Genomic DNA, 15,542 nt, shown 5'->3' on the forward strand with positions numbered 1-15,542 from the left:
TGCCCGAGCCTGAGGGGCCGCAGATCACCAGCTTCTCGCCGCGCGCCACCTTCAGGTTGATGTCGCGCAGCACATGGAACTCGCCATACCACTTGTTGACCCCGATCATCTCCACGGCCGTATCCGTGTTCAGCCCGAGCCTGAGGGGCCGCAGATCACCAGCTTCTCGCCGCGCGCCACCTTCAGGTTGATGTCGCGCAGCACATGGAACTCGCCATACCACTTGTTGACCCCGATCATCTCCACGGCCGTATCCGTGTTCAGGGAGGTCTGCTTCAGCCCGACAGGGCGATCGGCCGTCGCGCCGTGATCTCCCGGGCGAGGGTGCGCGGTGGTCGCATGTGCCATGAAGAGCTGATCCGAAGTGAGTGTGTCCGTGGGCCGAGCATAGGAACCGGGCCCCGGCGGGCAATCCGCCGGCAGGCATGACTTCATGCCGGAATGTTATGCCGCCGGGCGAGGGCGACCGCGACGCCGGGGAACGCCCCTCAGCGGCGCCGTCGATGGCGCCGCTGCTCCAGGCGAGGCTCCCGTTCTGACCCGGCTGCTCCATGGGCGCAGGGCGCGGCGGCGATTGGCCCGGGCGCCATGCCGTGATCGCATCGACTGTGGCATCCCTGCTCCTTGTGGACTCCGGGCGGGTAACAAAAGCGTAATCGGGTAGAGAAAACCCTGTACAAATTTGCGTATTTGACGTTTCACTGCCCCGCTTTCTCAGAGGATATCAGGCTTTTAAAAGGTATTCATTCCTCTGGTGATTTTTTGATCATAAAATCTGTCCGAGATTAAAGTTTGATCGGAAAGATCTGACTGTAGTGAGTATTTTAGTTGCAGTTCTTGGTCATTGTCCACTTCTGGTAGAGGGAATCGCAGCTCTGCTGAAACGTCGCGCGGGATCGCGAGATCGCCAGCGCAGTCTTGCTCGGCGAGATGACGATCACGAGGCCTGCACGAAACCGGATGGGCAGGATGGGGGCTCGCAACGCGTCGAGGCGGTGATCGCAGCACGGGCGTTACCGCCCGGGCGTGCCTGAACTCCGCGCCGACCCGTGACCGGATGGAAGGACTGCCGATGCACATGATCCCGATCGTGGCCGCGGTTTCCGCCCTCGCACTCACCGGTGCCGCCCAGGCCCAGGCTCCGCCTGAAGAAGCTGCTGTCGACCGCGAGGTCGGGCTCAGTCCCGTGGCTGCATCGGGACCCTTGAGGAACCGGTCGGTGATCGTCGTCGATATCCGCGCGCTGCCAAAGCCGGAACGGCTACGCGTCACCCGGATCGTCGCAGCACGCGGCGATGACGAACTGCAGAAGCTCCGGACGGCGATCGATGCAGCACCGCTCCTCGCCCTTGCGCTTCGGGCGCAGGGGCTGTCATCGCTGCAGGTGCTCGTCGCCGAGACCGGTGCCAATGGGCGGCTGACCCTGATCACCAGGAAGAAGTTCTGACGGCGATGGCGGCCGGCAGCGCCAGGGGGCGTGAACGCCCTGGCCTCGTCGCGGCGGCTGTATTCCCGGCTGGCGACCTTATCGGCATGACCCGGCAACCCCATATCCTGGCGACCGGCGCAAGCGCGCTACCGGCCGGCCGGAGGCGTTCATGGACATCGTCGTCACGCAGCTCGAGCACCGCGTTTGGGAAATGAAGGACCGGCTCGGTCGCCATTTCGGAACGATTGTCGCGGAGCGGGATGACGACTTCTGGATCGGCCCGCAGAACCGCGGCGTGCTGGCGCTCCCCATGATCCGGTTTGGCCCCTACGCCTCGCTTGGCGCCGTGATGACCGCGATCCAGGCCTATATGCGCTACGAGACCGGCGACCTCAATCAAAGGACGAGCTTCGCACCGCGGCGCCCCCGCGATCGGTTCACGGTCGTGCCTGTCAGCCCGTCGGCAGTCCGCGCCTGAGGCGTGGCCAAGATGACGCGGGCGGGCTGCTTGCTTAATCCGCCGATTGAGCGTCCAGTGAAGGGGCCGTCTCGCTTCGGACCGAACTGAGACCAGCCCCGACGCCGACCTTGCCTCGGCCCACCGCAATTCCAGTCGAGCCCGGCAAGGGCCAGGCATTTGGCGCGATCCCGTGCCATGTCCGATGCCGCTTAGATGATATCGCCGGCGGCCTGACCCAGGTCTCCGGACGATCGCTCGCGGAGCGGCGACCAGCCTCGGCCTTGGCCTCAGCTTTAGCCTCAGCCTTAAGGTTCAGCCTCTCCGCGGATGGTCCGATCCCGGCAACATGCGATGGAGACCACCATGACAAGCCTGTGGTCGAGTCTGGATCATTGCCGCGCGCTCGGGCTGTGGATGGCACCGCGCTATCCCGCCTGGCTCGCTCTCTTCACCCTTGCCGCAGCCTTCGCCCTGATTGCGGCGGTCGTGATCCATTGAAGCGCCATCCGTGACCGGTTCCGCTAGGCGTCCAGATAGGCCTTGACCTTGCCCAGGCGCACGGCGGCCTTAAGGGCGGCATGGTCGCGCTCCGCCTGGTCGGCATAGCTCACCGAGAAATCGCCCAATGCCTCGTCGAACTGGTCGTTCGATCCGAGATAGCCGCTGATGCCGTCGGCGTTGCCGGCGACAGCATGTGCGCGTGCCAGCACCCAACCGCAGGCGAGGGCGTAGCTCAGGAGCAGCTCGGCGTCGAAGGTCACGACCAGCGGCTTGATCTTGGCGTCGCGCAACTGGCGCACATAGAACTGCTTGCCTGAAAGCTCGGCGGTGACCCAGCCCAGGAACAGATCCGATGCAGGCTGCATCAGGCGCTGCCCGACGACGACGCGCTGGCCGTGCTGGGAATAGGCGCTCGTGCCGGCATAGGGCTCTAGCACCGAAGCCACCGCCTCCTTGAACTGCAGGAACAAGGGGTCGTTGCAGGAGGACATCATTAGGACAACCCAGCAGCGGCGCCCGACACTGCCGACGCCGACGACCTTGATGGCTGCGTCGACCAGATGATAGCGGTCCAGCAGGACGCGACGGTCCTCGGACAAGGTCTCCCGATAATCGCGGAAGATCCGCTTCAACTGCTCCTCGAAATCCGGACGCCGCGATCCCTCGGGATGGTAGATCAGGGGCGGCATGTCGCGAATGCGGACGCGACCGCCAACCATGTCCGTTATCTTGGGAAAATCGGTTTCCGAGCCGTCCTGCTGGGCCGCCTTCGCGATCCGCTTCTGAATTCGGCCCCGTTCGCGCGCGGGCGCCACGGAGACGAGATCGTCTCCCGTGACGCGCGCGTACCAGACGTCGAGCGGGTGCATGTCCGCGTAAGTCGCAAGGTGCCTGCGGTAGCTGCGCACGCAGGCGATGGCGGTGTCCCGCGCGGTCCTGGCCGGCAATCCGATCGACCGGGCCGCGAGGACGAACGAGGTCGCGAGCCGCTTGATGTCCCACTCCCAGGGGGCGGGCAAGGTCTCGTCGAAATCGTTGATGTCGAAGAGGATGTTGCGTTCGGGCGTGGCAAAGCCGCCAAAATTCATCAGGTGGCAGTCGCCGCAGGCCTGCACCTGGATGCCGGTGTTCGGCGTGGTGCTGAGATCGGCTGCCATGATGCCTGCCGATCCCCGGTAGAAAGCAAAGGGCGACTGCAGCATGCGCCCATAGCGGATGGGGACGAGCTCGGGAATGCGATCGGCATCCGCCGCCTGAAGAAGGGCGAGCGGGTCGGGGCGGCTTCCGTTCGGCGCCCATGTCCGATGCTGCGGGCGGGGGACGCGATCGCGAAGCGCCTTTCCGGCCTCCATCCGCTCCGCCAACGACATCACCCGCGTGAATTCATCCGGTAGCGGCCGATTGGTGAGGATCTCGTCGGCGCTGGCGCCGTGCAGGACCTCCAGCTCAGACCTCTTTGGCGACGCGAGCCTGTTCGATTTTGCAGACATGACGCCCCCACACAGAAAACAGCCGGCGCAATCTTTGCGTAAGGTACGCCTTTTCGCGAATTCGAGAACTGCCTTTGAGGCCCTGATCGCACCGAATTGTCGGCTCGTTCCGCGCGTCGTCTCTCCGGTGTGGGCAGCGCCACGCCACAACCGCCGCGCCTGGCCGGGCATGGCCCAATATCCTTGCAGTATCCCCCACCGCATTGGCCGTGATTTTTCGAGGCACAGGCCAATTGGCCCGCGGCTTGTGCTTGACGGATTGCCCGCTGCCGCGCTTGCTTGCCAGCCAGGGATGGTGGAGAGCACCATGCGCCGCGAAAAGCCCAGCCCGATACGCGCCGATACGCAAGGAACCAGCCGTTCTGCAGGGTCGGTCCGGCCTCGGGCGCCCGGCGCGCGCGCAATCCCGCGCATGGTCGTGAATTGGCTGGGTAGGGTTTTCACCGGCCGCGCTGCCCGCCCTTGGTCCGACGACCAGCGCAGCATATCGACGGCGTTCGGCGACCCCGCCTCGACCAGGCTGGGACAATCCTTCGGCGCGGCTGCCGATCAACATCCCGGCCTCTCCGGCTTCAGCCTCCTGATCCACGGGCGTGAGGCCTTCATCGCCCGTCTCGCGCTGGCCGACCTGGCCGAGCGCAGCCTCGATATGCAGTACTATTCCTGGGACGGCGATATCACCGGCCGCATCATCGTCGACAGCGTGATGAAGGCGGCCGATCGCGGGGTCAGGGTTCGTCTTCTCGTCGACGACGCCTTCTACAAGGCCAGCGATGCCGTCAAAGCCGCCCTCGACGCGCATCCCAATGTCGAGATCCGCCTGTTCAATCCGGTGACAAACCGGCGCTGGTCTGCGCTCGACTATATCGTCGATTTCGGCCGGCTGAACCGCCGCATGCACAACAAGCTGATGGTTGCCGACAATGCTGCGGCGATCGTGGGCGGCCGCAATATCGGCGACATCTATTATGGCGTGAACACGATCGCCAACTATCGCGATCTGGACGTGCTGGCGGTCGGGCCTGTCGTGCGCAATCTGTCCGATGTTTTCGACCGGTTCTGGAACAATCCCTCGACCGTGCCGATCGCGACGATCGTCGAGCGCAGCTATGGCGCCGCCGATCTCGATGCCATCCTCATTCGCCTGCGCGCGGAGATCGCCGCCGCCGAATACCCTTATCCGATCGACCAGGACCTCGACGAGCTGGCACTCCAGAGCGCGGAGCTTCGCGACAATCTCGTCTGGGCACAGGGCCGGGTCATCGCCGACGATCCGGAAACCATCGCGCCGGGCATCGAGAGCGACCATGTGGTTGCGTTCATCCGCGGGCGTGTCGCCGAGCTGAAGCAGGAATTGCTCGTCGAGACGCCGTATTTCGTGCTTCCCGCCAGGGCGCAGGCAACCGTCAAGGCGCTGCACGAGCGCCATGTCCGGGTGCGCGTGCTGACCAATTCGCTGGCTTCGAACGACATGCTGCCGGCGCATTCCGGCTACGCCAAGACCCGCCGGCGGCTGTTGGAGAACGGCATGGAGCTCTACGAGCTGCGCCCGGATACCGACGCCTACCGGCCGGGCTGGTCGCTCCGTTCCGGCCGGTCACCTGCAGCCTTGCATACCAAGGCCATGGCCTTCGACCGGCAGGCCGTGTTCATCGGCAGCTTCAACCTCGATCCGCGCTCCGCCGTGATCAACACCGAGGCCGGGCTCTATATCGAGAGCCCGGAGCTGGCGGAGAGGCTGGTCGCCTACATGGCGACCGGCGTCGGGCCCGCCAACAGCTACCGTGTTCTGCTCGAGCCGAATGGCGGGATCGTCTGGGAGACGGCGCGGGAGGGGCAAAGCGTCCACTATCGGGGCGAGCCCGAGACCCGTTTGCGCCGGCGCCTCGTCGCCGACCTGTTGAAGCTCCTGCCGATCGACTCGCAACTCTGACGCCCACAACCCGGCTCGCGCGGGCAATGTCCGGGTGCTCGTGGGCGGGGCATTCATCGCGAGCGTCCTTGCCGGGGCGGCCATCAGCGCCGTGCGACAGGGGCAGGGCTCACGGGCTGCGCTCCCGTTGCAGTGACTGGGGCCGCGCCACGGCTTCCGATGCCATGTCGCCGCGAGCCGTGGGCGGCGGTCCGGCGCGCAGTGCCGCGACAGCGTCCCGCGCGCTCTCATAGGCGAGTTGCRGCGGCGCGAACTCCTCGTAGCTGCATCGGCGCTTGTAGCCGAGGGCTGCCATGTCGATCGCCAGGACGCCGAGTTCCTGCGACAGCCCTTGCGCGTCGGCTGGATCGGTCGAGGCGCCGGCGCGTTCCGTGATGTCCTTCAGGCGGGACAGGATCCCGCCCATCGGATCGGCGCCGCCCTGGTTGAGGAAGCCGCCGGCGGCGGCGAGCATCGAGCTGATGACCCCGCCGACCAGCACGACATTCCAGATCTGTTCGCTGAACAGGGTCGACCAGCTCGTGTCCGTATCTTCCAGATAGGCGGCGGTTCCGGGGTGAAGCGGAAAGCGTGCGTCCTTTTCGCTRTCGGGCGGGGTGATCAGGCTGGCCAGCGGAATCTCGCGCGCCAGCTCGCTGCGCCGTTCGAGCAGGCCGCGCGTCACCTCCATGATCGCGTTGTTGTAGAGCCGCACGCGCATGGGGCCGGTCGAGGCGCGATTGGCGGCCAGCGCGGTTGGAACCCCGACCGTGTCGACATCGTCGTCGGGAATGGACAGGCGCGGAAAGGCGTTCTTCTCGATCGTCTCGGAGCTGGCGGCCGGTGTGTTCTGCTTCAGGGACTCGCCAAGCTCGATGCTGAGGATGGTCGGGGGAGTCTTGCGCTTGTCGCCGACCGCGGCAACCACGTCCCTGACCACGGGATCGGCGGGGACGCCGAGCACGACGACGCAATCGAGCTGTCCGCCGGCGACGAGCCGGGCGACATCCTCGGGCTTGATGATCGTCATGCGGACATCTGCCGGTGTGAGGCCCACCATGTCGAGCAGCCGGACGAAAGACGGCTCGTCGAGCGGTGAGCGGGAGACAAGGCCGAGGCGCTTGCCCTTCACGTCGGCGAGGGTCTCCAGCTTGAGCCTGGCCGGTGCTGCAGCGATCATGAGATTGGTGCGCAGCATTGCGACCAGTGCAGCCCCGGTCGGCAGGGGATCGTCGAGCCGCAGCACGGCGAGGTCGACCTCCCGTTTCTCCAGCAGCTGACTGCTTTCGTGCATGTCGGCCGTCGTGACCAGGTCCAGGCGCGCCCCGGCCCGGTTGACGTCGAGCAGGCGATTGAAGGCGATCAGCAGCTTGGCATCGATCCCGTCCTTGGGGCCGGCCGCGACGCGCAGATGCAGGGGCTGCGACCAGGAGAGATAGCCGACGACGGCGGCGGTGAGCAGCGCGAAGGCCGCCGCGGCGATCAGCAGGAGACGCGACATCGAGATGTTCATGGCACATGTCCCGAACTGCGCCTCGCTTCGAAGACGTCGGCTCAGCCCCTGCAAGCCAGGATAAGTCGGACCCTGAACCCATTCAGCAGGGGCAGCCCACGAGCTCGGCAGGGCAAGCTTAGCGCACTATACGGCCACGTCATCCATGGCATTGGCACGTGCTCCGCTCTCGCAGGGCTGCAGAGCCGGGCATTCGGATGGTCGGGATGGCGAACTGGCGCAGGAGGCCAGCAGGAATGGCGCCGAGGCGCGTCGTGTAACGGCCAGGTTCGGCCTTCATGGCAGAGGCCAAGCATGTCGGCTCTCCCGCTCCATTACGAATTGACGCGGTCTCCTTCTCAGTCACAATGAATTCTGCGTGGCCTTTGTCGACAACAAATGTTCGCCGAATATCAAATCGATGATTACATAAATCGGTGCATCGGTATCCTGATCTACGGAAGATAAATTCTGAGCTTCCGAATTTAAGTTCTGACATCTCTAGCGGAAGCGGGAGACTGAAATGAATAAAATTGCAATTGGATTGTCTCTGGGTGTTTTTCTTGGTTCTGGATCTGTACATATCGCGATGGCCCAGGGTTCGCAGCCGGCGCTGACCGAAGCTGAGGCTCAAGCCATTGGGGTCGATGCCTATCTCTACTTCTATCCATTGCTCTCCATGGACGTAACCCGCAAGCAATCCACGAACATCGAGGCCGGAAAAGAATTCGGAAAGGGCCCGATGAACATGTTCGTGAACGTGCCGGCGTTCCCGCCGGCCGATATGAAGGTCGTCGTCCGGGTTAATTTCGACACGCTCTATTCCATTGCGTGGCTCGATCTGACCAAGGAACCGCAGGTCGTCTCCGCACCCGACACGGGCGGCCGTTACTATCTTCTGCCCATGCTCGACATGTGGACCGACGTCTTCGCATCGCCGGGATGGCGGACGACGGGGACGCAAGCCGGCAATTTCCTGATCACACCTCCTGGCTGGACCGGGACGGTACCAGCCGGGATGGCGCGTATCGGCGCGCCGACGCCCTATGTCTGGATCATCGGCCGGACGAAGACGGACGGTCCGCCGGATTATGAGGCCGTTCACAAGGTCCAGGCCGGCTACAAGGTTACGGCCCTGTCCGACTGGGGCAAGGCGCCGAAGCCGGTCGAGGTGAAGATCGATCCCAGCATCGACATGAAGACGCCGCCGAAGGTTCAGGTCGACACCATGCCTGCGGCTAAGTACTTCGCCTACGCCGCCGAGTTGTTGAAGCTTCATCCGCCGCATTCCACGGATCAGCCGATCATCGCTCAGATGAAGCGCATCGGCATCGTGCCGGGCGAGAGCTTCGATATCGACAAGCTCCCGCCGGCGGTAAAGAAGGGCCTCGAAGCTGCACCCGAGGCCGGGCAGAAGCTCATGGAATGGAAGATCCCGACGCTCGCCCGGGTGGCGAACCATTGGTCGATGAACACCGATACCATGGGCGTCTACGGAAACTACTATCTCAAGCGCGCTATCGTTGCGCAGGTAGGCCTGGGCGCCAATCTCCCCGAAGATGCGGTCTACCCCCTCAATCTAGGTGACGAATCTGGCAAGCCGCTCGACGGCGCCGGCAAATACACGCTGCATTTTGAAAAGGGCGCCCTGCCACCCGTGAACGCCTTCTGGTCGGTCACGCTCTACGACCCGGAGGGATTTCAGGTCGCCAACAGTCTCGATCGCTTTGCGGTCAGCAGCTGGATGCCGTTCAAATTCAGCGCCGACGGATCGCTCGACCTGTATTTCCAGAATGCCAATCCGGGCAAGGACAAGGAGGCGAACTGGCTTCCGGCGCCGAAGGGCGAGTTCAATCTGACGATGCGGCTCTACGGCCCGAAATCCGAGGTCTTGACTGGCAAATGGAACCCCCCAGCCATCACCAGGGCGCAGGGGCTTCCGGCCGTGGTGGGCCAGTAATCCCCAGGAGAGGGCACCGGAACGAACCCGCTGCGGTGCCCCGGCATGTGAAGCCCTCGATCTCGCGGTTGCCCCGCGTGAGTGAATGGCGCGGAGGCTGCGGTCGGTCAGTCAGCCCTGGTCGCGGCGGGGCGATCCGCAAACGCCCTTCGACCGGACTGGACCCGCTAAGGCATCGGCCCGAAAAGTGGATTGCGGTTTTCGAGAAAGACGATGCAAACACAAAGGGTTAGATCAACGAACCGGATACGATTTCCGGTCCGATGATCCAGGACGTCAGTTACTCCAGACCGCAGGCTCGGCGGTGATCGAAGACGGCCATCGGCGGTGTCATTCGCGATGAGGGCATTGGACCCTTCTGGAAGCCCGAAAGCCCCGCTCGGGCTGCGACAGTGATCACTGCAAGGTGTATTATCCCTCGGAAACGGGCCGGTCGCCGGCCCGAGAATGCGCTTGTGCTCCCCGCCGGGGGGCTTGCCGCGTCCCAGAAGGATTTCTCAAGACATGGCAGACCCACGCACATTGGCGCAGGCGATCGTCAATACGATCCCCGAGCCATTTGTTGTGCTCGACGATCAGCTTCGTGTCCTGGCAGCCAGCAACGCCTTCTGCACCGCCTTCCGCATCGATCCTGACGAAGCGCCGGGCCGTCCGCTCTCCACGCTGGGCGACGGCCAATGGGACATCGCTGCCCTTCGCGTTCTTCTGGAACGGATCATTCCCACGCATGCCGTCATGGACGGGTTCGAGGTCGAGCATGATTGTCCCGATCTCGGCCGGCGGACCATTCTCCTGAATGCCCGGCAGATGGTCGACGAAGACGGCTCGGCCACAAGGATCCTTCTCACCTGCACCGACGTCACGGCGCGTCGGGCGGTCGAGCGGGAGAAGGAGGAGCTTCTCACGCAAACCGAAGAGCTGCTGCGCCAGAAGGATGTCCTGCTTCAGGAAATCCAGCACCGCGTCGCCAACAGCCTCCAGATCATCGCCAGCATCCTGCTGCTGAAGGCGCGGGCTGTCTCATCGGAGGAAACTCGCCAGCACCTGAAGGATGCGCATCAACGCGTCATGTCGGTCGCCGAAGTGCAGCGGCATCTCCACACCTCCGAGGCGATCGACCAGGTCGAGGTCAGCTCCTACCTCACCAAGCTTTGCGGCAGCCTCGCCTCGTCAATGGTCGGGGAGGGCCAGCCCATCACGGTCAAGGTGATGGCGGATTCAGGAGCGATCCGTTCCGATCAAGCCGTGAGCCTCGGCCTCATCGTCACCGAGCTTGTCATCAATGCCATCAAATACGCATTCCCCGTCGTCCGGGCCGATGCCATGATCCTCGTCACCTACGAGATCAACGGTGCCGACTGGAAGCTGATCGTCTCCGATAATGGCATCGGAAAGACGGCAAGCGACGCCGGCACCGGACTGGGCACGGCCATCGTGCAAGCGCTCGTCAAGCAGCTCGACGCCGTCATGGAGGCGCAGAGCGGGGCCGGGGGCATGAAGATTTCGGTCACCCGGGCGAGCTTCATCTCGCGCATGCCGAGCGCGGCCTGAAACTCCCTTGAGGTCTCCCGGGCGCTGGATGCGATGAGCAGCCTATTGCCCGGACAAGCTGCGTGATCTGTCGTCGCAGACCTACCTGCTCGTCGGTTCGCCTCTGCCCTCTTCTCGCAATCCAGGCCAATATGGTGCCAGTTCGGGCAACAGGATGCCGCGCGAACGCCCTTGTCCATCGTTGCGGGAAACGCACTCCGGCCCTGTCCCTCACAAGGCGCGGGCAAGCGCCGCGAAAAGGGCGTCGTCATTGATCTCGAGGCGCTGACGAAAGCTCGGCTTCGAGCGCGCGCTCAGCACCACGACGACCAGGCGCTTCTGCGGATTGATGTGGATGTACTGGCCATAGATGCCCTCGGCCTGGAAGGTGCCCTTGAGCGCGGGATCATCGAGGACGGGAATCCACCACATATAGCCATAGGGGATGAGGGTGTCGCCGATCGGGAAGGGCGAACCCGCTTCGCCGGTCCAGCCTTAGGGCAGCAGGGTCTCGCCGCCGATGCGCCCGCCATCGAGCACGAACTGCCCGAAACGGGCGTAATCGCGCATGGTCGCGTGCATGCCGCTGCCCGACACGGTCATTCCGTCCGGGCTCTCCGACCACCAGGTCGCGTCGGCTTCCGCGCCCATGCGCGACCACAGCCGGGTGGAGAGGTAATCGGCGAGGTTCGTGCCGGTGGCGCCTTCCATCACCGCGCTGACGAGGTAGGATTCACCGGTATTATAGGTCCAGGACTGCCCCGGCGCCGTCTCGGCGGGGAGGCCGGACATATGCCGGGCGATGCCGCCTTTCTGCCACTGCATCTGGATGTCCAGCAGCTGCCTGCGGTCGGAGGTCGGGTCGGTATAGGCCTCGCGCCAGCGGATGCCGGACGCCATGCGCAAGAGCTGCCGTATCGAGACCTGCGCATAGACGCCGCCGAGCGGGGCGTAGCGCGTCACCGGGTCGTCGAGGCTCGCGATGGCGCCCTCGCGCAGCGCGATGCCGACCAGCGTCGCGGCCACCGATTTGGCGAGCGAGCACGAATTCCACATCGTCTGCGGGCCGATGCCCAGTGAATAGCTCTCCTGCACCACCTCGCCATCGCGCAGCACCATCAGCCCGGCGACGCGGTTGACCGAGAGATAGTCGTAGAGGTCGAAGCTCGTGCCGTGGTCCTGGATGGCGAGCGGTGGCAGGGCCTGGCCGGATCGTTTCAGCACGGACGGCGTCGATGCGCGTGCGATGGTTCGCGAGGGAAACCAGCCGCCATCGGTCGACATCGTCGCGACCATCTCGTCGGGCAGCAAGGTGCCGTCATAGAAGCGCTCGATCTGCGCGCGGGTGGAGCTGTCCATGCTCATCGCCTTATCCATTGCCCGTTCCTGGCCAAGATCCCGGCCTGCCTGTCCCGCCACATCATCCCTGCCGTGTCGGCGCGCTGATGCTGATCCAGGTCGTCTTCGTCTGCAGGTACTGCCCCATGGCTTCCAGGCCCTTGTCGCGCGCCAGCGAGCCCGAGCGCTTATAGCCGCCGAACGGCGTCTTGAGATCGCCTTCGGTGAAGCCGTTGATCGCAACGGTGCCGCAGGCCAGTCGCCGGGACATGAACAGCGCCCGGTCGAGATCCCTGGTGTAGAGCGTCGCGTGCAGCCCGTAATCGCTGTCATTCGCGACCGCCAGCGCCTCATCCAGACCGTCGACCGGGAGCACGCCGAGCACCGGGCCGAAAATCTCCTCGCGCGCGATCGTCATCTGTGGGCTCAGGTCGCCAAAGACGGTCGGGCCGAGGAAATTCCCGGGCTGCGCCTGCAGCGCTTGCGAGGAGGAGAGGACGCAGCGCGCGCCCTCGCGATGCCCGGCCTCGACAACGCCCAGCACCGTCCGGCGATGCTCGGCCGAGACCATCGGGCCGAGCTCCGTCGCCGGATCGAGCGGATCTCCGACGACCAGCGCCCGGGCGCGTTCCGTGACCAGATGGAGATATTCCTCCTGGCGCTTCCGGTCGATGATCTGGCGCATATTGGCGGAACAGTTCTGGCCGCCATTCCAGAAGGCCGCAGTCACGGCGTTCTCGATCAGCTCCGGCGAAAGTTCGGCATCATCGAGCACGATGAAGGGGCTCTTGCCGCCCATCTCGAGCCCGATCGATTTCAGGTTGCTCTCTGCGGCATAGCGCAGGAACAGCCGGCCGACCTGCGTCGAGCCGGTAAAGGAGACGGCGTCGATGTCACTGTGCAGGCCGATCGCCCGGCCGGTGGTCTCGCCGAGGCCGGGCAGGACGTTGAGCACGCCGGCGGGAAGACCGGCATCAGTCGCCAGCTCCGCCAGCCGCAGCAGCGACAGCGCGGTCTGCTCGGCCGGCTTGACGACGACGGAGCAGCCGCTGGCCAGTGCCGGCGCCAGTTTCCAGGCCGCCATCAGCAGCGGGAAATTCCAGGGCAGGACGGCACCGACCACGCCGATCGGCTCGCGCGTGATCAGCGCACAGGCGTCCTCGCCGGTGGGCGCGACCCTGCCGAAGCTCTTGTCGATCAGTTCGGCATACCATTGGAAGGTGGCGGGAACCTCGATCGCGATCTCCTTCAGGCAGTCCCTGATCGGCTTGCCGCTGTCGAGGCTTTCCAGCACGGCGAGTTCGGTCGCGTTGCTGCGGATCAGTTCGGACAGCCGCAGCAGCACCGCCTTGCGCAGCTCGGGCGCGGCGCGCGACCAGGAGCCATTGCGAAAGGCACGACGGGCAGCAGCCACGGCCCGGTCGACATCGTCAGGCCCGCAATGCGCGATCGTGGTCAGCACCTCGCCCGTCGCCGGGTTGACGTTTTCGAGGAGCTTTCCGTCGGCCGGGCCGGCGAGCGCGCCGTCGATGAAGGCCCCGGCGGGCAGCGCCAGCCTGTCGGCGATGGCCCGGTAATGGGTCGCGGTCTCAAAGTTCATGACGACATCCCGGATGAGGCTCAGAGAGGGGCGTGCGGGCGCGAATAGGTGCCGCGCGCGAAACGGTCGAAGCGCAGCGGCGCGAGGATCGCGGCCGGAGCGTCACCGCTGGCGAGGCTGGCGACATGGCGCCCGACGGCCGGGCCGAGGCCGAAGCCGTGCCCGGAGAAGCCGGTCGCGACGATCAGCCCGGCGATCTCCGAGGGGCTGTCCAGGACCGGCAGTGCGTCCGGCATCACGTCGATCTGGCCGGCCCAGGATTTCACGATCTCGATGCCGTCCGCTCCGGCGAAAAGCTGCCTGACGCTCTCGCCGGTCTTGGCCGCCCGCGCCTCATTGGCCGGGATGCGCGGACGCCGGCGCGCCACCGGCCGCTCGCGCTTCGGCACGGAGAGCCGCTCATGCAGATCGTCGAGGAGCGGCCGCCCGAGCCTGAAGGCGAAGCCGCTGCGGTAGCGCAGCAGCTCCGGCAGGAAGAAGCGCGAGGCCCGGAAGGAATCGAGGGAGAGATCGATATCGGAGCTTGAATCGGCCGCGATGATGCAGGAGCCGTCGGCGCGCTGCCGCAAGCCGATGCCGAAGCCGCAGAAACAGGCGTCGCTGAGCGGCGGCAGCGGGGCGGTGAGCGAGACCGTGCTGCGCACGCCTTGCTGCGGCAGGACGAGGCCGAGCGGGGCGAGCAGGCGGTGGCTTTGCAGGCCGGCCGCGCAGACCACGGTGCCGCAGCGGATCAGGCCATGCTCGGTAACGACGCCGCTGACCCGGCCGCCCGAGACTTCGATGGCGAGCGCCCCGCAATCGTCGAGCACGCGGACGCCGCGCCGCATCGCCGCCCGGGCGAAGGCGGTGGTCGCGAGCGTGGGCTCCGCCTGCCCGTCCGAGGGTGTGTGCAGCGCGCCGGGCGCCTGGCCGCGCAGCGCCGGCATCAGGCTTGCGAGCTGTGCGCGAGACAGCATCCGGGCATCGACGGCGATGTCGCGCGTGACATCCTGCCAATGCGCGAAACTCTGGAGCTCCGCGTCGGTCTCCGCCACGAAGATGCAGCCGGTTCGGCGCCAGCCGATCGGCTGGCCGAGTTCCTGTTCGAGCTCCGGCCAGATCCTGAGCGCCTCGATCGCCAGCGGCAATTCGAGCGGATCGCGATACTGCGTCCGCACGAAACCCCAGTTGCGGCCCGATTGCTGGGACGAGACCTTGTCCCGCTCGATCAGGATGGTGCTGAGCCCGGCGCCGGCGAGATAATAGGCCGATGCCGCCCCCATGATGCCGCCGCCGATGACGACGACATCGGCCTGGCGCGGCAGCGCGACCCGCTCGCCGCCGAGCTGCGCGACGACATCGTCCGGGGCGTGCGGGAACAGGCTAAGCGCGGACATCGAGCATGGCATCCATGTCCATCTCGACGAGGATCTCCGGATCGAACAGCCCGGCCTCGACCGTCGTGCAGGCCGGGTTCACGCCCCGGAAAGTCTCGGCGAAGACGGCCATGATCTCTTCGTAGTGAGCGGCCTGCGACAGATACATCCGCACCCGCACGACATCGGAAAGTGTCGCGCCGGCCTGGGAGAAGGCGGCCGAGGCATTGCGGAAGAGCTGCAGGGTCTGTTCGCGGGCGCCCTTGGCCAGCGTGCTCGAGGCATAGTCGTAGCCCGTGGTGCCCGACAGCATGACATGGGATCCGACGACCACGGCCCGGCTGTAGCTATAGGTCTGTTCGAATTCGCTGCCCGAGGAAATCAGGCGCCGGCCGCCCGCTGATGGTCTGGTGTCGCTCATGATCGCTTTCGCATGACGTTGCCTTGCGCCAAGAGGGAGCGCGGCGCGGGCGCC

The 15,542-nt window shown here is 65.4% G+C and carries 11 protein-coding genes and 2 pseudogenes; 6 read left to right on the top strand and 7 right to left on the bottom strand.

Annotation, left to right across the window (positions count from 1 at the left end; translation table 11 throughout):
* Positions 1–132: 132 nt before the first annotated feature.
* A pseudogene (locus AC1D34_RS20955) lies at positions 133–348 on the bottom strand (hypothetical protein); the annotation flags it as partial.
* 730 nt (positions 349–1,078) lie between these two features.
* On the opposite strand from AC1D34_RS20955, the gene AC1D34_RS20960 reads away from it, so the two are divergent.
* From AC1D34_RS20960 to AC1D34_RS20970, 3 genes are all read left to right on the top strand, one after another.
* Positions 1,079–1,447, top strand: coding sequence for a hypothetical protein (locus AC1D34_RS20960; protein ID WP_441492217.1), 369 nt, complete (start codon positions 1,079–1,081; stop codon positions 1,445–1,447).
* A 151-nt stretch (positions 1,448–1,598) separates the two neighbouring features.
* Positions 1,599–1,907, top strand: a complete 309-nt coding sequence (locus tag AC1D34_RS20965) for a hypothetical protein (protein WP_476825215.1) — start codon at positions 1,599–1,601, stop codon at positions 1,905–1,907.
* A gap of 345 nt (positions 1,908–2,252) precedes the next feature.
* Positions 2,253–2,387: a hypothetical protein gene (locus tag AC1D34_RS20970; protein ID WP_441492219.1), complete on the top strand. Its 135-nt coding sequence runs from the start codon at positions 2,253–2,255 to the stop codon at positions 2,385–2,387.
* Between the two features lie 23 nt (positions 2,388–2,410).
* Here AC1D34_RS20970 and AC1D34_RS20975 read toward each other — a convergent pair whose 3' ends face one another.
* On the bottom strand, positions 2,411–3,880 hold the full coding sequence (locus AC1D34_RS20975) for a DUF2252 domain-containing protein (RefSeq protein WP_476825216.1): 1,470 nt from the start codon (positions 3,878–3,880) through the stop codon (positions 2,411–2,413).
* Positions 3,881–4,298: 418 nt separating this feature from the next.
* On the opposite strand from AC1D34_RS20975, the gene AC1D34_RS20980 reads away from it, so the two are divergent.
* Positions 4,299–5,813: a phospholipase D family protein gene (locus AC1D34_RS20980; protein ID WP_476776911.1), complete on the top strand. Its 1,515-nt coding sequence runs from the start codon at positions 4,299–4,301 to the stop codon at positions 5,811–5,813.
* 109 nt (positions 5,814–5,922) lie between these two features.
* On the opposite strand, the gene AC1D34_RS20985 is transcribed toward AC1D34_RS20980, so the two are convergent.
* Positions 5,923–7,305, bottom strand: coding sequence for a TAXI family TRAP transporter solute-binding subunit (locus AC1D34_RS20985; RefSeq protein WP_476825217.1), 1,383 nt, complete (start codon positions 7,303–7,305; stop codon positions 5,923–5,925).
* 568 nt (positions 7,306–7,873) lie between these two features.
* On the opposite strand from AC1D34_RS20985, the gene AC1D34_RS20990 reads away from it, so the two are divergent.
* Together AC1D34_RS20990 and AC1D34_RS20995 are read left to right on the top strand one after the other, a co-directional pair.
* Entirely contained in the window at positions 7,874–9,244 is a 1,371-nt protein-coding gene (locus AC1D34_RS20990) for a DUF1254 domain-containing protein (protein ID WP_476825218.1), read from the top strand.
* Positions 9,245–9,748: 504 nt separating this feature from the next.
* The gene (locus tag AC1D34_RS20995) at positions 9,749–10,795 is read left to right on the top strand and encodes a sensor histidine kinase (RefSeq protein WP_476825219.1); all 1,047 of its coding nucleotides are present in this window, start codon (positions 9,749–9,751) and stop codon (positions 10,793–10,795) included.
* Positions 10,796–11,005: 210 nt separating this feature from the next.
* On the opposite strand, the pseudogene AC1D34_RS21000 reads toward AC1D34_RS20995, so the two are convergent.
* The 4 genes and pseudogenes from AC1D34_RS21000 to AC1D34_RS21015 all read right to left on the bottom strand — a co-directional run bounded on the left by AC1D34_RS21000 (position 11,006) and on the right by AC1D34_RS21015 (position 15,488).
* Positions 11,006–12,151 (bottom strand): annotated as a pseudogene (locus AC1D34_RS21000) (serine hydrolase domain-containing protein).
* A 43-nt stretch (positions 12,152–12,194) separates the two neighbouring features.
* Positions 12,195–13,712, bottom strand: coding sequence for an aldehyde dehydrogenase (locus AC1D34_RS21005; RefSeq protein ID WP_476825220.1), 1,518 nt, complete (start codon positions 13,710–13,712; stop codon positions 12,195–12,197).
* A gap of 20 nt (positions 13,713–13,732) precedes the next feature.
* The gene (locus AC1D34_RS21010) at positions 13,733–15,088 is read right to left on the bottom strand and encodes an NAD(P)/FAD-dependent oxidoreductase (RefSeq protein WP_476825221.1); all 1,356 of its coding nucleotides are present in this window, start codon (positions 15,086–15,088) and stop codon (positions 13,733–13,735) included.
* Positions 15,075–15,488, bottom strand: a complete 414-nt coding sequence (locus AC1D34_RS21015; RefSeq protein WP_476825222.1) for a RidA family protein — start codon at positions 15,486–15,488, stop codon at positions 15,075–15,077. Before AC1D34_RS21015 ends, AC1D34_RS21010 begins: the two co-directional genes overlap by 14 nt.
* Between the last annotated feature and the right edge of the window lie 54 nt (positions 15,489–15,542).

Source organism: Allobosea sp. P1_A7 (assembly GCF_056406775.1).

What these genes read in the sequence shown, in the direction of transcription:
- AC1D34_RS20960 (WP_441492217.1), top strand. Translation starts at nt 1,079, where the DNA reads ATGATCCCGATCGTGGCCGCGGTTTCCGCCCTCGCACTCACCGGTGCC.
- AC1D34_RS20965 (WP_476825215.1), top strand. Translation starts at nt 1,599, where the DNA reads ATGGACATCGTCGTCACGCAGCTCGAGCACCGCGTTTGGGAAATGAAG.
- AC1D34_RS20970 (WP_441492219.1), top strand. Translation starts at nt 2,253, where the DNA reads ATGACAAGCCTGTGGTCGAGTCTGGATCATTGCCGCGCGCTCGGGCTG.
- AC1D34_RS20975 (WP_476825216.1), bottom strand. Translation starts at nt 3,880, where the DNA reads ATGTCTGCAAAATCGAACAGGCTCGCGTCGCCAAAGAGGTCTGAGCTG.
- AC1D34_RS20990 (WP_476825218.1), top strand. Translation starts at nt 7,874, where the DNA reads ATGGCCCAGGGTTCGCAGCCGGCGCTGACCGAAGCTGAGGCTCAAGCC.
- AC1D34_RS20995 (WP_476825219.1), top strand. Translation starts at nt 9,749, where the DNA reads ATGGCAGACCCACGCACATTGGCGCAGGCGATCGTCAATACGATCCCC.
- AC1D34_RS21005 (WP_476825220.1), bottom strand. Translation starts at nt 13,712, where the DNA reads ATGAACTTTGAGACCGCGACCCATTACCGGGCCATCGCCGACAGGCTG.
- AC1D34_RS21010 (WP_476825221.1), bottom strand. Translation starts at nt 15,088, where the DNA reads ATGTCCGCGCTTAGCCTGTTCCCGCACGCCCCGGACGATGTCGTCGCG.
- AC1D34_RS21015 (WP_476825222.1), bottom strand. Translation starts at nt 15,488, where the DNA reads ATGAGCGACACCAGACCATCAGCGGGCGGCCGGCGCCTGATTTCCTCG.